General features: G+C 60.3%; 14 protein-coding genes and 4 pseudogenes. 13 read left to right on the forward strand and 5 right to left on the reverse strand.

The window, feature by feature from the left end; genetic code table 11:
• Positions 1-10: 10 nt before the first annotated feature.
• The 5 genes and pseudogenes from trbF to P0086_RS01140 all read left to right on the forward strand — a co-directional run.
• Positions 11-604: pseudogene (trbF, locus tag P0086_RS01125) on the forward strand (conjugal transfer protein TrbF); the annotation flags it as partial.
• Positions 581-730: pseudogene (locus P0086_RS25255) on the forward strand (P-type conjugative transfer protein TrbG); the annotation flags it as partial. The pseudogenes trbF and P0086_RS25255, both read left to right, overlap by 24 nt.
• A gap of 3 nt (positions 731-733) precedes the next feature.
• On the forward strand, positions 734-1,168 hold the full coding sequence (gene trbH, locus P0086_RS01130; protein ID WP_275782125.1) for a conjugal transfer protein TrbH: 435 nt from the start codon (positions 734-736) through the stop codon (positions 1,166-1,168).
• Between the two features lie 13 nt (positions 1,169-1,181).
• Positions 1,182-2,477: an IncP-type conjugal transfer protein TrbI gene (gene trbI / locus P0086_RS01135; protein WP_275782126.1), complete on the forward strand. Its 1,296-nt coding sequence runs from the start codon at positions 1,182-1,184 to the stop codon at positions 2,475-2,477.
• A 282-nt stretch (positions 2,478-2,759) separates the two neighbouring features.
• The gene (locus tag P0086_RS01140) at positions 2,760-3,464 is read left to right on the forward strand and encodes an autoinducer binding domain-containing protein (protein ID WP_162702297.1); all 705 of its coding nucleotides are present in this window, start codon (positions 2,760-2,762) and stop codon (positions 3,462-3,464) included.
• Positions 3,465-3,467: 3 nt separating this feature from the next.
• On the opposite strand, the gene P0086_RS01145 is transcribed toward P0086_RS01140, so the two are convergent.
• Entirely contained in the window at positions 3,468-3,785 is a 318-nt protein-coding gene (locus P0086_RS01145; RefSeq protein WP_275782749.1) for a transcriptional repressor TraM, read from the reverse strand.
• A 240-nt stretch (positions 3,786-4,025) separates the two neighbouring features.
• On the opposite strand from P0086_RS01145, the gene P0086_RS01150 reads away from it, so the two are divergent.
• The 3 genes and pseudogenes from P0086_RS01150 to P0086_RS25260 all read left to right on the forward strand — a co-directional run bounded on the left by P0086_RS01150 (position 4,026) and on the right by P0086_RS25260 (position 5,235).
• The gene (locus tag P0086_RS01150) at positions 4,026-4,244 is read left to right on the forward strand and encodes a helix-turn-helix transcriptional regulator (RefSeq protein ID WP_112608256.1); all 219 of its coding nucleotides are present in this window, start codon (positions 4,026-4,028) and stop codon (positions 4,242-4,244) included.
• A 46-nt stretch (positions 4,245-4,290) separates the two neighbouring features.
• Entirely contained in the window at positions 4,291-4,863 is a 573-nt protein-coding gene (locus P0086_RS01155) for a DUF433 domain-containing protein (RefSeq protein WP_275782127.1), read from the forward strand.
• Positions 4,860-5,235: pseudogene (locus P0086_RS25260) on the forward strand (DUF5615 family PIN-like protein). Before P0086_RS01155 ends, P0086_RS25260 begins: the two are co-directional and overlap by 4 nt.
• Before the next feature lie 16 nt (positions 5,236-5,251).
• On the opposite strand, the gene P0086_RS01165 reads toward P0086_RS25260, so the two are convergent.
• The 4 genes from P0086_RS01165 to traA are packed head-to-tail and all read right to left on the reverse strand — an operon-like array spanning position 5,252 to position 10,911.
• Entirely contained in the window at positions 5,252-5,866 is a 615-nt protein-coding gene (locus tag P0086_RS01165; protein ID WP_275782128.1) for a TraH family protein, read from the reverse strand.
• Between the two features lie 17 nt (positions 5,867-5,883).
• Entirely contained in the window at positions 5,884-7,047 is a 1,164-nt protein-coding gene (locus tag P0086_RS01170; protein WP_275782129.1) for a conjugal transfer protein TraB, read from the reverse strand.
• Entirely contained in the window at positions 7,037-7,603 is a 567-nt protein-coding gene (gene traF, locus P0086_RS01175; protein WP_275782130.1) for a conjugative transfer signal peptidase TraF, read from the reverse strand. Before traF ends, P0086_RS01170 begins: the two co-directional genes overlap by 11 nt.
• A complete protein-coding gene (gene traA, locus P0086_RS01180; protein WP_275782131.1) occupies positions 7,600-10,911 on the reverse strand; it encodes a Ti-type conjugative transfer relaxase TraA in 3,312 nt (1,103 codons plus the stop codon). The genes traF and traA overlap by 4 nt, the downstream gene beginning before the upstream one ends.
• A gap of 258 nt (positions 10,912-11,169) precedes the next feature.
• Between traA and traC the strand changes: the two genes are divergently transcribed.
• From traC to P0086_RS01205, 5 genes and pseudogenes are all read left to right on the forward strand, one after another.
• Complete coding sequence (traC, locus tag P0086_RS01185; RefSeq protein WP_112598111.1) at positions 11,170-11,466, forward strand: conjugal transfer protein TraC; 297 nt, start codon at positions 11,170-11,172, stop codon at positions 11,464-11,466.
• Between the two features lie 4 nt (positions 11,467-11,470).
• On the forward strand, positions 11,471-11,686 hold the full coding sequence (locus P0086_RS01190; RefSeq protein WP_112598109.1) for a type IV conjugative transfer system coupling protein TraD: 216 nt from the start codon (positions 11,471-11,473) through the stop codon (positions 11,684-11,686).
• Entirely contained in the window at positions 11,679-13,598 is a 1,920-nt protein-coding gene (traG, locus tag P0086_RS01195; RefSeq protein ID WP_112598107.1) for a Ti-type conjugative transfer system protein TraG, read from the forward strand. Before P0086_RS01190 ends, traG begins: the two co-directional genes overlap by 8 nt.
• Positions 13,599-13,886: 288 nt before the next feature.
• A complete protein-coding gene (locus tag P0086_RS01200; protein WP_112598190.1) occupies positions 13,887-14,468 on the forward strand; it encodes a thermonuclease family protein in 582 nt (193 codons plus the stop codon).
• A 195-nt stretch (positions 14,469-14,663) separates the two neighbouring features.
• Positions 14,664-14,918 (forward strand): annotated as a pseudogene (locus P0086_RS01205) (WGR domain-containing protein); the annotation flags it as partial.
• Between the last annotated feature and the right edge of the window lie 152 nt (positions 14,919-15,070).

Raw genomic sequence — 15,070 nt, forward strand, 5'->3', positions numbered from 1 at the left:
GTGATGGACAATGGCAGCGAACCGCGCCCCCGAGAACCCATATCTTGCCGCGCGGCAGGAATGGACGGAACGATACGGGTCCTATGTGCAGGCGGCCGCCGCATGGCGGATCGTGGGCATATTGGGCCTGACCATGGCCGTGATCGGCTTCGGTTATGCGATGTATCTGAGCACGCAGGTCAAGCTCGTGCCCTACCTCGTCGAGGTCGACAAGCTCGGAACGGCCGTTTCGGCCGGCTTCCCCGAGCAGATTGAGTATGCAGATGTGCGGGTGGTTCGGGCAACGCTCGGCAATTTCGTGACGAGCTTCCGTTCGATTACGCCCGACGCTGTAGTGCAGAAGCAATATATCGACCGGACTTACGCACTTCTTCGCACCTCCGATCCGTCGACAGAAAAGATCAATACCTGGTTCCGCACCAACTCACCTTTCGAGAAAGCGAAAACCGCAACGGTCGCCATCCAGGTCAACAACATCGTGGCACTCTCGAACCAGACCTACCAAATCGACTGGACCGAATATGAGCGGGATCGCAAGGGCAAGGAAACCGGAACGCGCCGGTTCCGCGGGATCGCGACGGTCGCTCTGACCTCCGGCGGCCAGAACCGCATCGTCAACTATCGCATGAAAAACGACATGATGATCGTCGACTATGCGCTCGACAAAGCGATCCTCGTTTCGGGTGTGGGCTGGCGCCAGCAGAAGATCACTATCCGGAGGGGAGATTGAATAATGCGGAAGCTCCTCCCCTTCATTCTCGCCACGGCGGTTCTTTCCGGCTGCCAGACGGCTGATGATCCATTGAACGCCCCCACTCCTGTCTCCGTCACCGGACCTGTTGCAAGCGCCATTGCCGGCGATATGGCAAGCCGCCTTGCCGAACAGGTCGGTCCCGTCGGAATGAGAACCATCAAGATGGAGCAGGACAAGTCAGAATTCGGGATCGCGCTCGAGGCGGCGTTGAAGGGCTGGGGCTATGCGGTCATCACCGACGGGAAAGTCGGCAAAGAGGCCAAGCCGATCGAACTTGCCTACTCGATCGACCGTTTGGACGGCCAGGTGTTTGCACGGCTTTCCACTCCGTCGATTGCCCTTGGCCGAGCCTACAGGGCGACGCCTGCCGGCGCCACGCCGGCAAGCCCTCTTTCGGTCATGCAGCGCAACTGACCGGAGGAGAAGCATGGTCCCGTCGCTGCAGCTCGGCGCGCCGAACCAGACCGACGATCAGAAGGGCATGCGTCGCGTCAATCGCCTGCCGAGCGTCGTCGCCATCATCGTCATCGTTCTCTTCATCGGCATCGTCGTGATCGGCCTGTCATGGCGGGGGCTTCATCTCAACCGCAGCACTGATATCGAAAGCGCTTCAAATACGCCCGCCACCAGTTTCGGCGATCAACTCAAACGCGGTGTGACGGACGGAATTATTGGCGAGCCAGTCGAACGGGAAGTTTTCCAGCCGACGCCGATCTCTGAGCAGAAGGTCGAAAAACAGGAGCCGGCTGTCGAGCGCCGCCCCGCCGAACGGGAGGAACGACGGCCGAGTCTCGAATCCGAGGAGGAATGGAAAGCCCGACTGAAGCGCGAGCAGGACGAGCAGTATATCCGAGAGGCCCAACGCCAGCGGATGGCGCGCCTTCAGGCCCGCGCGACGGCGCTCGATTCACCGCTGAAAGTTGACGTCTCGGACATAGAGGAGACGCCGACTGCCGTGGGTTCCGACCGACAGAACGCGGCGGCGACCACAAACAGCGCTACGGACCTGTACGCGGCCGCCATGGGATCCGGGCTCATGGGGCAAGATACCGACCAGAACGGTCAGGTCTCCAAGGAGGAGTTCTTCAACCAGGATATTAAGCATCTCGGGTACCTTTCGAACCAGGTCGTGCCACAGATGTTACCTTACGAATTGAAGCGCGGCTCGATCATTCCCGCGACATTGATCACCGGTCTCAACTCAGACCTGCCTGGACGCGTTATCGCGCAGGTCAGCCAGAACGTCTATGACAGTGCGACGGGACATCGGCTCCTCATTCCGCAAGGCGCCAAGCTGTTCGGCCGGTACGATTCGAGGGTGACATTCGGTCAGGACCGGGTGCTGCTCGTCTGGACCGACCTCATTTTTCCAAACGGTTCAACGTTGCAGATCGGTGGCATGGCGGGTTTAGATGCCGAAGGGTATGGGGGCTTCGCGGACAAGGTGGACCGCCATCTGTGGCGAACCTTCGGATCGGCGGCGCTCATCGCGATGATTGGATCCGGGATCGATATGTCCCTGCCGGAGAGTTCGACGCTCGCGACACAGGAGACCGCCTCCGACGCCGCCAGGCGCAATTTTGCCGAGATCTTTGGACGCGTCGCCGAAGAGACGATCTCGAAAAACCTGAGCGTGCAGCCGACGATGCGCATTCGACCAGGCTATAAATTCAGTGTTCTTGTGGATCAGGACATCATCTTTCCGTCCACCTATCGCGACTAAGAAAGGATCCAGGCATGGGCTACCCTCTTTCCACAGGTTGATTTCGGTTTGACATTGCAACCTGCAAATATAAACTCCCGGCAAAGGTCAGCTTAGGCCAGCTGAGCGGGTAGAACCGCGCCTAGCATGTCGCGGTTCAAGGTGAGCGTTGCATGTGGCGGTACTGAGAGTTTTATTTCCGGATCGGGTCAGGCTCCCCAGCCTCCGCGCGGGATGCGGATGCATGTGGGTGGATCGTTCACTCAGGAAACGCCCCCAGATCGCGAGGTAAGGAGAGAGGCCGTGGATCTAAAAGTTCGCTCACTCATCGACATGCTGGAAGCAGCAAACGACGTGCAGACGGTCAAATGTGCGCTCAGGAGCTTCGCCCATTCCAGTGGATATGACTGGTTCGCCTATCTGCAAAAAGAAGCATTCCAGGTGAAAACCTTCAACTCATATCCCGGGACATGGGAAGGCATTTATCTCGGCAGCGACTATTCCATTATTGATCCGGTTGTCACGGAAGCAAAACGCAGATGGAACGCATTTTTCTGGAAGGCCGACGATTGGCCTGCGCGGGGATCTACACCTCTTCGGAGGTTTCGCGACGAGGCGATCGATCACGGCATTCGCTGCGGAGTCACCATCCCCGTTGAGGGAAGTTATGGATCCGCGATGATGTTGACTTTCGCATCGTCAAAGCGAAGCATTGATATCTCGGACGCGCTGGACCCCAAAAAGGCGGTCCAAATCGTAATGACGGTCCACTACCGGTTGACGATGATTGGGGCAAAGACTGCGGTCAATCCCAAGCAGGTGCTGTCGCCGCGGGAAGTGCTTTGCCTGACCTGGGCTACGAGAGGAAAGACTGCGTTCGAAACGGCGACGCTGACAGGGATCAACACAAGGACCGTGCAGCACTATCTCGATAGAGCGCGTGCAAAGCTTGGTGCGCAATCTTTGCCGCAACTCGTTGCCATTGCCAAAGACCGCGGCCTGATCTGAGATTTAGTTGTGATCCTCGTAGGGCACATCGGGCACGAAACCAAGAGCGTCAATCATATCCGAAAGCTGCTCTTGTTGCTCCTCAGATCTTTTTTGCCGCCTGAGATACTCATTCTGGAGCGTGTGCAGAACCGAACTCGAGATCGATGGATCTTCGCTCACGCGCAACCACTCCTCATAAACGGATTGATCGGCTTCAAGTAGCTGCCGATGTTCGTGGATCGCGGAAACAGCTAGTGCCACCAGCTCCGATTTTTGCATGTAATCGTAGCGAGACGGGTTTTCCCGTCTTTCGGCCTCAGATGAACTTTCACCATCCATGCGTATCTCCTCCAATTTCTTTTTATCGGTCGCCAAGAATTGAGGCTTAGTCTGCTTCATACGCGCTTCCAATTGGATACTAGGTTCGATGCCTGAAGGGAGTTGAGGCCTCAGAGCCCTTCACCCCTCGCACGAACAGGAGCATTTGCCGATACAGCATCACGTTGATTCTACGCACAGAATTGATTTGTCGAGTATACTCCGTGGTGAAATACTCTGCAAGCCGATGGTCTCTCGGTCATGGAGATTCGAGAGGTATTTGCGCGAAATCTGAAAGCCGCGCGTCTGGCCAGAGGCCTGTCGCAAGAAGAGCTTGCTTTTCGAGCAGGCATCGATCGCACTTACATCAGTTCTCTGGAGCGCAGCGTTTACAATGCGAGCATCGACGTCGTGGATCGCTTGGCAGTGGTTCTAGAAGTAGAGGCGTCTGAACTGCTGAAATGGCCACCAGAGAAATGAACCGCCTTGCTGACGCGCCGAGGCGGCGGCTGTCAGCGAGATCGCTGTGAAGGCGGTGCACAATGCGATCGACAAGCGCATCATCGAGACTCATCTCGTTGGTAGTAGGGGGCGAGCCCTCACCGATGAGGATCTGCTTCGGTTGAAGCTCTGGTATGGCGTCGGATCGATCTTGTCTGCGGAGCGGCGCAAGCGCTTGTTCGATACGATCGATCAGAACCCTGATGCCGAAACTGTGAGGGCAGACGATTATCTCATTATCGACGTTGCGCGGGCACGAAAACAACTGGCCGCGCGGGCCGAGGCGCTTCGAGAAGCCGAACGAATGATTGAAAGCGTGAAAGGGGTCGTGGGGGGCGAGCCGGTTTTCAAGGGAACCCGTGTCCCCGTGCGAACGATTGCCGCGATGAAGACCCAAGGCGCAAGTACAGCGGAAATCGTCGAGGGCTATCCTTCGCTCACCGAGCGGATGGTGGAACTTGCCGAGATCTGGGTTGCCGCCCATCCCGCCAGAGGACGCCCGAGGAAGCTTTCGGAGCAGGGCCTGAAGGTGAAATCCGTGAAGCACCTGAGCCTTCGGAACGAGAACGTCTCCAAACCGTCTGGCTCGACCTCGTGAAGTTTCTTATCGATGAATGCCTTCACACGTCTCTCGTGGCCGTGGCTCAAGCGCGCGGCCACGATTGTTTCCGTGTGAACTGGCTGGGACTGAGCGGCGAAACCGACTGGGACCTTATGCCTCGGATCATCGAGGAGGATTTCACCTTCGTGACGAACAATGCCCGCGACTTCCGGAAGCTGTACGCGAAAGAGGAATTGCATGCGGGCCTGGTGATCATTGTCCCGCAGGTGCTTCCCGCTCAGCAACGAGAATTGTTTGCCCTCATACTGCAGGATTTGGCAGACACGCAGGATGGTCAACGAAGTCATCGAAGTGACCCTCGATGGCGAAGACGCTGTTCTCACGCGCTATTCGCTTCCGGAGGCATAGCGCCTTCCCAAGGGGGTCATTTTCCTCCAATCCTCGACAGGTCAATCCGCATCCCGGCCGATCCAACGTTTTCGCTTTTCTCGACGCTTTCAGCGTCTGTATCCGCAGGCGGTATGTCCACGCCGGCCTTGTCCTGGTCTGCCAGCAACACGTTGTCGGTCATGACGCTTTTTCCGGGATCGTCCGCCTGGAAAACATTCACGCCCTCGAACTCGCCGGTCTTCCAGGCATACACCGCATCCTCGAAAATCTGCGGGAAGACATCGTCGCTCTTCGGATTGCCGTACCACTTGGCGACGATCCGCAGGATCTTGGCAAACATGGTCGTTCCCTTGCGGAGGTTTTCGCAAGGATCGACGAGGTCAGGTTTCAGTTCGGACGCGTCCTTGACGCCGACACCCGCCGGGAACTGCGTCAGGCCAACGCGAACCACCGCCTGGCCGACATACTGGCGGACGATTGCCATTGCCTCGTCCGGCGTCGTCGCTTTCGGGACGAGGATCAATCTACCACCCGATTTGACCGCGACGGCAAGCGGATCGTTCGAGCCCGCGGCGGTCACGAACTGTTCGACGATCGCCGGCTTCAATGAGGGGGCGGCGCATTGTTGGATGAGGGCAGCATCGAGCATCGCGGGCTCCTTGGCATTCAGGTGTTGAAGGAAATCAGGAGGGGCTTATCGAACAAACGCGCCCAGGCTTCCGCACTGGCGCGTTGGATGGCGACGATGGATGTACCCTTGGTCCACCAGCCGTTACCGACGGCGACAATGATGTCCGGCCCCCGCAGCATGGATTGGAGAACGGGCCAGACGATCAGCTGCTCGTAGCAGATCAGCGGTGCGATCTGATCGTCGGCGACGGTCGCGACCGGGCTTTCGAAGAAGTGCGCCCTCGCGCCGCCGCTTGCCCCAAGTAAGGGACGCCACGGCTGCCACATGGAACCTGGGACCGGCATCCGCTCGCGATAAAGGATTTGGGCGCCCGCGGCCGAGATGGCGACCAGCACATTGTCGTATCCGCCTGCATCGACGACCGCAGCGCCGGCGATGACGGTGGTGTCAGTTCCCTGCAGGGATCGCACCCAGAGCCGCTCGACCGTCGGCGTCAAGAAGCCCAGCGCGCTCTCGGGAAGAACAATGGTCAGGGCGCCGCCGGATGCTCGATCCTTCACCGTGGCAATCAGATCACGGTGGCGCTCAATGCTGGGGTCGCGCCCCAGCGAAGCGCCCATTTCGAGGTCGATCCCCTGCCAGGAATCCGGTAGTTTCGGTTCGTCCCAGGTTGCGGCGGACCAGATCCAAAAGCCTGCCAGGACAATGGCGACAGCCGGCCGCATGAGGGTTACGAGGCCCATGAGGCCGGCTGTCGCCGCAAGCAATCCCCACCATCCCCATCCCGGAAACAGCACGCCCGCGGCCGTGATCGGATGTGCCCAACCGGTGATACCGAAGGGCGGAATGGCCATGAGCAGGACTGCCGCGAAATAGCGAAACGGTCGCGTCGGTTCGCATCGTGTCCAGAGCATCGCGTGAACGCCGACAAACCCGAGCGATGCGCTGAGCCAGAGCAGCAACCCCGGCCACAGATCCGACGAATAGAAAGTTGCAACGCCCTGCGGCAGACCGCGCGACGCAGCGAGGAAGTAACCGGCCGAAACAAACGCCGCCGTCAGTCTCGATCGCGCAAGCGCCCAGAGGATCGGAAACGACAACGCGGTCGGAAGAAGAAGGACGTGGCCAGTCCACGCGACCGTTCCGGCGATGATGGAAGCTGCAATCAACAATGCCGGTCGAAGGTATTCACGGCGCATAGGTTAGCACCGGTTGCGCCAGGCCGAGAATGCCGGACACGGGCAGGGGACCGAAATAGCGGGAGTCATAGGAGCCCCTGAACGATGAATGGAGGAAGACGCTTTCTGCCGGCACGACACCGCCTGAATAGGGGGCCATCGGCCGCCCCCTGCCGTCCCGCTCGACCAAATCGGAAAACGGGAGCGGGCGCCCATCGATCGTCACGCCGGCGCCGATTTCGACATGCTGCCCGGCAACTGCGACAACCGTCTTGATGAGCGGCGCGACCCCACTCGGGCAGATGCCGGCCCGGAGATAGCCACGCTCTCGCGCCTCTCGCATGACAGGCGTCTCAGGCGGACAAATGAAGACGAGATCGCCGGCTGATACCGGACGATCGAGCGCAAAGAAACGCCAGAGGCCGAGGGGTTCGCTTGGCGTCAGGTTGATACGATAGCCGCCGATGATGGCCGCAGCAACACCGCCCCCAAAGACGGATGCCGCCCCCAGCAAGAGCGCGACGGCATTCGATCGTTGCGCACTTCCCAACCAACGTACAGAGACTTGCGCCGTCATTTGAGAGAGAGCCCCTGGCTCTTCGTCTGACGCAGGGTTTCCGCCTGTTTCAACGCCTCGGTGGTCCGCTCATGCGCAGCCAGCTGCTGTATCGTCCGCATCGCATTCCATGCCGATTGCACCTCGGCCTTCTGTGCGGCTGTCATTCCTCCGGTGACAGTGCTGAACGTCTGTCCATTGGCGTCCTTGGCGGCCAAAGGCAGGAAGGTTCGCTCGCCGAAACGCTCCGCTACGGCTCGCGCAAATCCGTCCAGTTCCAGCTTCACTTTCTTATCGGTCAGCGCATATTCGAGACCGGCTTGCAGGTCGTTGCGGTCGATCGCATCACGCACTCGTTCGAAAGTGTGTTTTGCGTTGACCGAGAGCGCCGGAATATCGATCGACACCTTCAGACGGACGGCACGTTCCTCGAACTCATATTTGCGTTCCGCGTCAGCCCGCTGCCGCAGATAGCGCTCGAGATTACGCGCAAGCGCAGGCGCATTGGTCTCAGCCTTCTCGCGCTCCTGCTTGTCGGCGCGGCTTGCAAACATCCCGGTCTTGCCCTTCAGCCCACCGAAGTGGTCAGGGTTCGATCCGATCGTCGCCAGCGTGGATCTCGCGACAGTCTCGTCCTTCAGCATCGCTTCGACGTTGATTGCCTTGAAGGCGCTCTCCGGCTGCGCGTAGACGAGGTGGAAGCGGGTCGAGACCTCATCCCACTGCTTCTTCAACCCCGGATCGGCGACGACCTTGTCCTCGACCGCTTGCTCAAACGATTTGGCGAAAGTCGTGACGCCCGAGACCATGGGCTTTGCCTCCTTGGTGGTGTTTTGGGTTGAGGATTGCGAGACGCCACGGACGAGACCGAGCTTGCCGGCAATGGCGGCAAGGCGCGCACCAAGATTGGCGAGCTTGTCCTTCTGTCTGACGGTCCATTCCAGGCGATCGCGAAGCAGCGTGCGGGCGACGCTGACGATGTTGAGACCGCGCGCCTCGGCAAAGCGAAGTGCCTGGCGGTAGAAGACGCCCTTCTCATAGTCGAGCGTCGTTTCCTTCGCATTGCGTCGCGACAGGATCTGGAACAGACCACCGTTCTTGGCGAAGGATCTGCGGCCATAGTAAACGGCCAGGTCCTCACGATGACGCGTCATGGCAACATAGGTCAGATGCCGATCAAGCGACAGCGATGCCAGGACCTTGACCCGATCGACGGTCGCGCCCTGGCTCTTGTGAATGGTGGTCGCATAGCCGTAGTCGAGGTTGTTGTAGAAGCATTGCTCGACCAGCACCTGGCGGGCATGCTCGCCATCGCCGACCTGCGCGGTGATGCGTCCCGCTGCCGTCTCGACGACCTTGGCGAGCATGCCGTTCTTGACGCCGAGCGACCCTTCGTTCTTGAGGAATACGATCTGGTCGCCGACAGCGAAGTTGCGATCGCCATCCGCCGTCTTGAACATGGTTCCTTTGTCGAGAACCCCGCGTTCGATCAGCTTGATGCGCGCCATCTGGTTCAGCATGTGAACGTCCCGACGCAAATGGGCAAGGATCAGCGACGTCTTCGTCGGATCGTAATCGCGGTCCCAGGCGGCGATGAGATTGTCGACGGCGTCGGCCTTCAAATCCCAGCCGGTCACCTTGCCATTGGCACGGTAGGCGTCGACCGCCTTGCCGACCTTGCCGCGCGCCAAATCAAGCGAGGCATCGCGCATCCATTGCTCGCGCTGGCGATAGATGGTTTCGAGTTCCGCATAGCCGATGCGGTCTGCAATGGCGCGGAAGGCGGCGCCGGCTTCGATCGGTTGAAGCTGTTCGGGATCGCCGATGAGAACGAGCTTGGCGCCGGCCTTCGTCACCGCTTCCACGAATAGGGCCATCTGCCGCGACGACACCATGCCGGCTTCATCCAGGACAAACACCGTCTTGCTGTCGAGCTGATCGCGGCCTTGGTTCCAACGGAGCTCCCAGGACGAGAGTGTCCGAGAGACGATCCCGGCTTCCTTCCCCAGACCCTCGGCCGCCTTGCCGGCAAGTGCACCACCGACAACACGATAGCCAGCCGCTTCCCAGGCTTCGCGCGCTGCCCTCATCATCGTCGTCTTACCAGCGCCGGCGCGGCCGACAACGGCAGCGATCCGTCCGGCTCCCACTACATACTCGATCGCGGTGCTCTGCTCATCCGACAGCCGGTCGTGGCGCTTGAACGTTGCGGCGAGTACCGCGTCCCGCACGCCGTGCGACGAACGCTGAGACAGCCAGATGACGCGATTGGCCATCTCGGCTTCGAGGCGGATCATGTCGCGGGTCGTATATTTGGCCGGCATTCGGGAACCGGACGCAAATTCGATCCGCTCACGCTCAAGGCGAAGCGTATCGGGGTACAGGATGATCCGGACCATGAGGCTTTGGAACAGGGCGGGATCGTCGATGTAGCGGTACAGGATCTTGGCGACATCACGCTCGTCGAAGACGCTCTTCTCACGCGTGATGAGGTCGAGCACGAGCTTCGGATTACGTTCGATTCGTCTCGCGTTCTCGGCCCTGCGAGCGTCCTGCAGTTCGAGGCGCTCGAGTTCCAACGGCTTGGAGGCGCTATCGGCTTTGCGCTCGACCGCTTTGGTCCCGACGCCAAGGTGAATAGTCGGTTTGAGATCGATCCCCTGTTTTTCGAAGGAGCGGCCATCCACTCGGATATCGAGACCGGCCAGCGCCAGGTGCCGGTTCTGGCAGGCAAACCAACCATCGCGGAAACTGTTGAAGTCGTCGGTGCTGCCGGCCCAGAGTTCATAGACGATCTTGCCGGCATCATTGCGAACGGCATTGCCGTCCGGCCCGACCACCGCAACCTTCTTGGCACCGAAACCGTCCTCGGTCAGCGGCCGCAACGTCGTCATCAGATGAACGTGCGGATTGCCGGGCGCGTCGTGATAGACCCAGTCTGCCACCATGCCCTTCGACCTGATGTGCTGCTCGACGAAATCCCGCATCAGCGCGATGTTCTGCTGGTCAGTCAGCTCGAGCGGCAAGGCGATCGTCACATCCTTGGCGAGTTGCGCATCGGATCGTTTCTCGAATGCCTCCACCTTGTTCCAGAAGGCTTCCGACGCGCCGGCGACCGAACGATCGGCGATCATACTGCGGAGCCACTCCGGCGCATCGGCAGGGATCACGAATTCCTCATGCAGGAGGCCCTGTTTGGCGCGATAGTCGATGGTCCGTGCCTCACGCTCGAACGCCATCTTCGCGCAATGCCGGTAGGCCGCCGACAGGACGGCGCTGCGGCCGGAGCCGCGGGCGACAACGCTGACGGAGAAATGGGGGACGGCCACGGCGGAATTCTTTCCCGGTTGCGAACGAAATCAACAGGTTCGTCGGGAGCGGCAGGCTCGGCCTAAGGGCCTCAAGCAAGAGCGTCGCATCAGCGACGTATAATTGCGCCCTTCGGATCCGCCCCTTCGGAACGGACGGGATCATTCATCAAAGCTTGCGCTTTGGCGATTGCAGGATTCACAGTAGTGCGTTCCGCACTCACCTCCCTGAAACTGAGTTCGAAAGACAAGCTTTCTCACCCGGGGGAGACAAACGGAATGAAGAAACCATCCTCCAAGATCCGCGACGAAATCGCCAAACTCCAGGAGCAGCTCAAGGCCGCCGAGACCCGTGAGGCCGAGCGCATCGGCCGTATCGCTCTCAAGGCAGGTCTCGGCGAGATCGAAGTCGACGAGGCAGAGCTGCAGGCGGCCTTCGAGGACCTGGCAAAACGGTTTCGCGGAGGAAAGGCGGCTACGACCGGAGGGAACAAGGGAGGTAACGCCGGTGAAAGCAGCGCACCGTCCGCGCAGAACGCGGCTGGCGCGGCTGCGAGCGGGACTGCTGAGGCTTGAGCGGATGGCGCGCACGATGACATCCGACGCCCGCAAAAAGGACACGCGGGAAAAGATCGAACTCGGCGGCCTGATCGTCAAAGCAGGTCTTCGCTACGAGAAGCGGGCGCTTTTGCTGGGCGCCCTCATCGATGTGAGCCGGCGCCTGAAAAGCGACGACACGGAAAGATCGCGGCTGCTTGCGATCGGCGCGGAGGCCTTCGGGAAAAGCGATGAATAGGATCATGCTCTTCATCGCGCCCGTCGCATTGATGATCCTGGCCGCCGTCGCCATCACGGGGGTCGAACACTGGCTGTCTGCCTTCGGGAAGACGGAGGCGGCACGACAGGCGCTCGGCCGAACCGGCATCGCTGTGCCCTATCTGACCGCAGCGCTCATCGGCATCGTCTTCCTGTTCGCGAGCGCCGGCGCGATCAGGGTCAAGACCGCAGGGTGGGGCGTCGTCGCCGGCGGCGTGGCGACGATCCTGATTGCCGCGTTTCGCGAAACGATCCGGTTGTCGGCACTCACGGACCAGGTGCCAGTGGGCAAGTCCACTATCGCCTATGTCGATCCCGCCACGTTGATCGGAGCGGGGGTTGCGGCAATGGCGACCTGCTTTGCGCAACGCGTTGCGCTCGTCGGCAACGCCGCGTTCGCCAGTGCCGAGCCAAGGCGTGTTCGTGGCAAGCGAGCGCTGTACGGCGAGGCGGATTGGATGAAGCTTGCCGATGCCGAAAAGCTGTTTTCGGACGCCGGCGGTATCGTGCTCGGCGAACAATACCGTGTCGATAGGGACACCGTTGCGGAACGCTCGTTTCGAGCCGACAATCCCGAAACATGGGGCGCCGGCGGCAAGCCGCCGTTGCTCTGCTTCGACGGCTCGTTCGGTTCGTCGCATGGTATCGTGTTCGCCGGTTCCGGCGGTTTCAAGACGACGTCGGTGACAATCCCGACCGCTTTGAAATGGGGCAGCTCGCTGATCGTGCTCGATCCGTCGAACGAGGTGGCGCCGATGGTCACTGCCCATCGTACCGGCGCGGACCGCGACGTCTTCGTCCTCGATCCCAAAAAACCGGAGACCGGCTTCAACGCGCTGGACTGGATCGGGCAATTCGGCGGCACCAAGGAGGAGGATATCGCATCCGTTGCGTCCTGGATCATGAGTGACAGCGGCGGGACACGTGGCGTCCGCGACGACTTCTTCCGCGCCTCGGCATTGCAATTGCTCACCGCGATGATCGCGGACGTTTGCCTGTCCGGCCATACGGAGAAGGAGAGCCAGACGCTTCGCCAGGTGCGCGCCAATCTCTCCGAGCCGGAACCGCAATTGCGTCAGCGCCTGCAGGAGATCTACGACAATTCGAACTCGGATTTCGTGAAGGAAAATGTCGCGGCCTTCGTCAATATGACCCCGGAGACCTTCTCCGGCGTCTATGCCAATGCGATCAAGGAAACCCACTGGCTGTCCTATCCGAACTACGCCGCGCTGGTTTCGGGCAAGACGTTTTCGACAAGCGACCTTGCAGCGGGAAACGCCGACGTCTTCATCAACATCCATCTCAAGACCCTGGAGACGCATGCGGGCCTGGCACGCGTCATCATCGGCTCGTTCCTCAATGCGATTTATAACCGCGATGGTTCGATGAAGGGCAGAGCACTGTTCCTCCTCGATGAGGTTGCCCGCCTTGGCTACATGCGGATCCTGGAGACCGCGCGCGACGCCGGCCGGAAGTATGGCATCACGCTTCTCATGATCTACCAGTCGATCGGCCAGATGCGGGAAACCTACGGCGGCCGCGATGCCGCGAGCAAGTGGTTCGAGAGCGCGAGCTGGATCAGTTTCGCGGCGATCAACGATCCGGAAACAGCGGATTACATCTCGCGTCGCTGCGGCATGACGACGGTCGAGATCGACCAGGTCAGCCGAAGTTCGCAGATGAAAGGATCGTCGCGGACGCGGTCGAAGCAGTTGGCCGCACGACCGTTGATCCAGCCGCACGAAGTCCTTCGCATGCGCGCTGACGACCAGATCGTCTTCACGGCGGGGAACGCGCCGCTTCGATGCGGCCGCGCGATCTGGTTTCGGCGCGACGACATGAAAGCTTGTGTTGGCACGAACAGGTTTCGCAAGCTTGGAAGCCCACCCTAAACCTCTCTGATCGAGCCGGCCCGCAGCGCAGTGAGCAAGGTCGATCCAGAAAAATGAAGAGTATCGGAGAAATCAGCGCGAGCGGCGCACGAAAAGGCGGGATTTCGGGAATTCTCGTCGTGCGAGGTGCGGGAAATAGCGCAGCCGCAGGAGCCTCAACAAAGTGGCCCGAAGGGGAGGCGGGATCGACTGTGCCTCGCTACCGCACACCGTCTGATAACGCGCTTGCCCATAAACGCGGATGAAACCGAAGCCGAGATAGGTTGGGGCAAACAGGAGAGGACCGAGGTGACGAAATCGAATGTGGTTCCGTTCAGAAAGCCGCGGAAGTCCGGCAGCAGGAACGATCGACATCGCTGGCAGGGGAAGTCACCCCGATCGGGACCGAGCCGCCCGCGCAAACCCCTGATCGCGATCCTCTACGCCATGATCATTGCTGCGGGAGGCTGGCTTGCCTTCGGAGGTATTAATAATCTTTCAGGGCTTGTGGCTGCGGCCAGGACACCGACAGGGGATTCATCGTCAGCGGCATTTTCATTCTGCGGTGCAGATCGCCATGTGAACTGCATCGTCGACGGCGATACGTTCTGGTTCGAGGGCGAGAAAATCCGCATCGCGGATATCGACACACCGGAGCTCAGCCCGCCGCGCTGCGAGGCGGAAAGGATCAAGGGCGAGGCCGCGAAAGTACGCCTGCTGGCGCTGCTGAATGCCGGCAAGTTTTCGCTTTCGGCCGGGTTGCGCGACGAAGACAAGTATGGCCGCAAGCTCCGTACCGTGACGCGGGCAGGGCACTCACTCGGCGACACGCTCGTCAACGAGGGCCTCGCCCGGCGCTGGGACGGCGCTCGACACGGATGGTGCGACTGAGAGCCGCGAGAGGATCGTCACCGATGGGCGGAGACCGTGTGCGGGCTCCGTGAGCACCGCGAGAGCCGTGCGCCGAAGGCGTCTCGCCCCAGCCTGTCATGACATTCCGATATCATCACCGATGTGAATCGATCCACCCCGGCCGATTCATAAGTGTCGTTGGACGCGATTCCCGCGATCGGCGATTCTGGTCTCATGATCGCGCAACCCTACCATCTCTATGTCGAACGCACGGACGTGGCGAAGAACATGGCACGCTACTACGCCATGTCGATCGAACCGAACCTCTTTGGCGATGTTTGCCTGCTCAGGAAGTGGGGCCGCATTGGCGCGAAGGGGCAAATGATGATCCATCATTTCGGGCGGGAAGAGGAAGCTGTCGAACTGTTTCTCGATCTGCTTCGACAAAAGCGCAAACGCGGTTACCGCCCGCGCGCCTCTGTGGCAAGTTGGGAAAGGCCCGCCGAAGCGGGCCAAGAGGGCGCTTTATCGACGCCGGTCCCAGTCGGTCTCGAGGGACACTTCGATCTCGACGAAGAAGGGGATCTTGATCACGAGCTTTGCGGAAGAAGTGGCTGATCACCTTGCAGAGAGTACGGAGC

The sequence above is a fragment of the Mycoplana sp. MJR14 genome (genome assembly GCF_029210525.1).
In the GTDB taxonomy this organism is placed as follows: domain Bacteria; phylum Pseudomonadota; class Alphaproteobacteria; order Rhizobiales; family Rhizobiaceae; genus Mycoplana.

Bases quoted from the DNA above. Each gene is read 5' to 3' on its own strand.
- trbH (WP_275782125.1), top strand. From the start codon at position 734: ATGCGGAAGCTCCTCCCCTTCATTCTCGCCACGGCGGTTCTTTCCGGC.
- P0086_RS01150 (WP_112608256.1), top strand. From the start codon at position 4,026: ATGGAGATTCGAGAGGTATTTGCGCGAAATCTGAAAGCCGCGCGTCTG.
- traC (WP_112598111.1), top strand. From the start codon at position 11,170: ATGAAGAAACCATCCTCCAAGATCCGCGACGAAATCGCCAAACTCCAG.
- traG (WP_112598107.1), top strand. From the start codon at position 11,679: ATGAATAGGATCATGCTCTTCATCGCGCCCGTCGCATTGATGATCCTG.
- traF (WP_275782130.1), bottom strand. From the start codon at position 7,603: ATGACGGCGCAAGTCTCTGTACGTTGGTTGGGAAGTGCGCAACGATCG.
- P0086_RS01190 (WP_112598109.1), top strand. From the start codon at position 11,471: ATGGCGCGCACGATGACATCCGACGCCCGCAAAAAGGACACGCGGGAA.
- trbI (WP_275782126.1), top strand. From the start codon at position 1,182: ATGGTCCCGTCGCTGCAGCTCGGCGCGCCGAACCAGACCGACGATCAG.
- P0086_RS01145 (WP_275782749.1), bottom strand. From the start codon at position 3,785: ATGGATGGTGAAAGTTCATCTGAGGCCGAAAGACGGGAAAACCCGTCT.
- P0086_RS01165 (WP_275782128.1), bottom strand. From the start codon at position 5,866: ATGCTCGATGCTGCCCTCATCCAACAATGCGCCGCCCCCTCATTGAAG.
- P0086_RS01170 (WP_275782129.1), bottom strand. From the start codon at position 7,047: ATGCGCCGTGAATACCTTCGACCGGCATTGTTGATTGCAGCTTCCATC.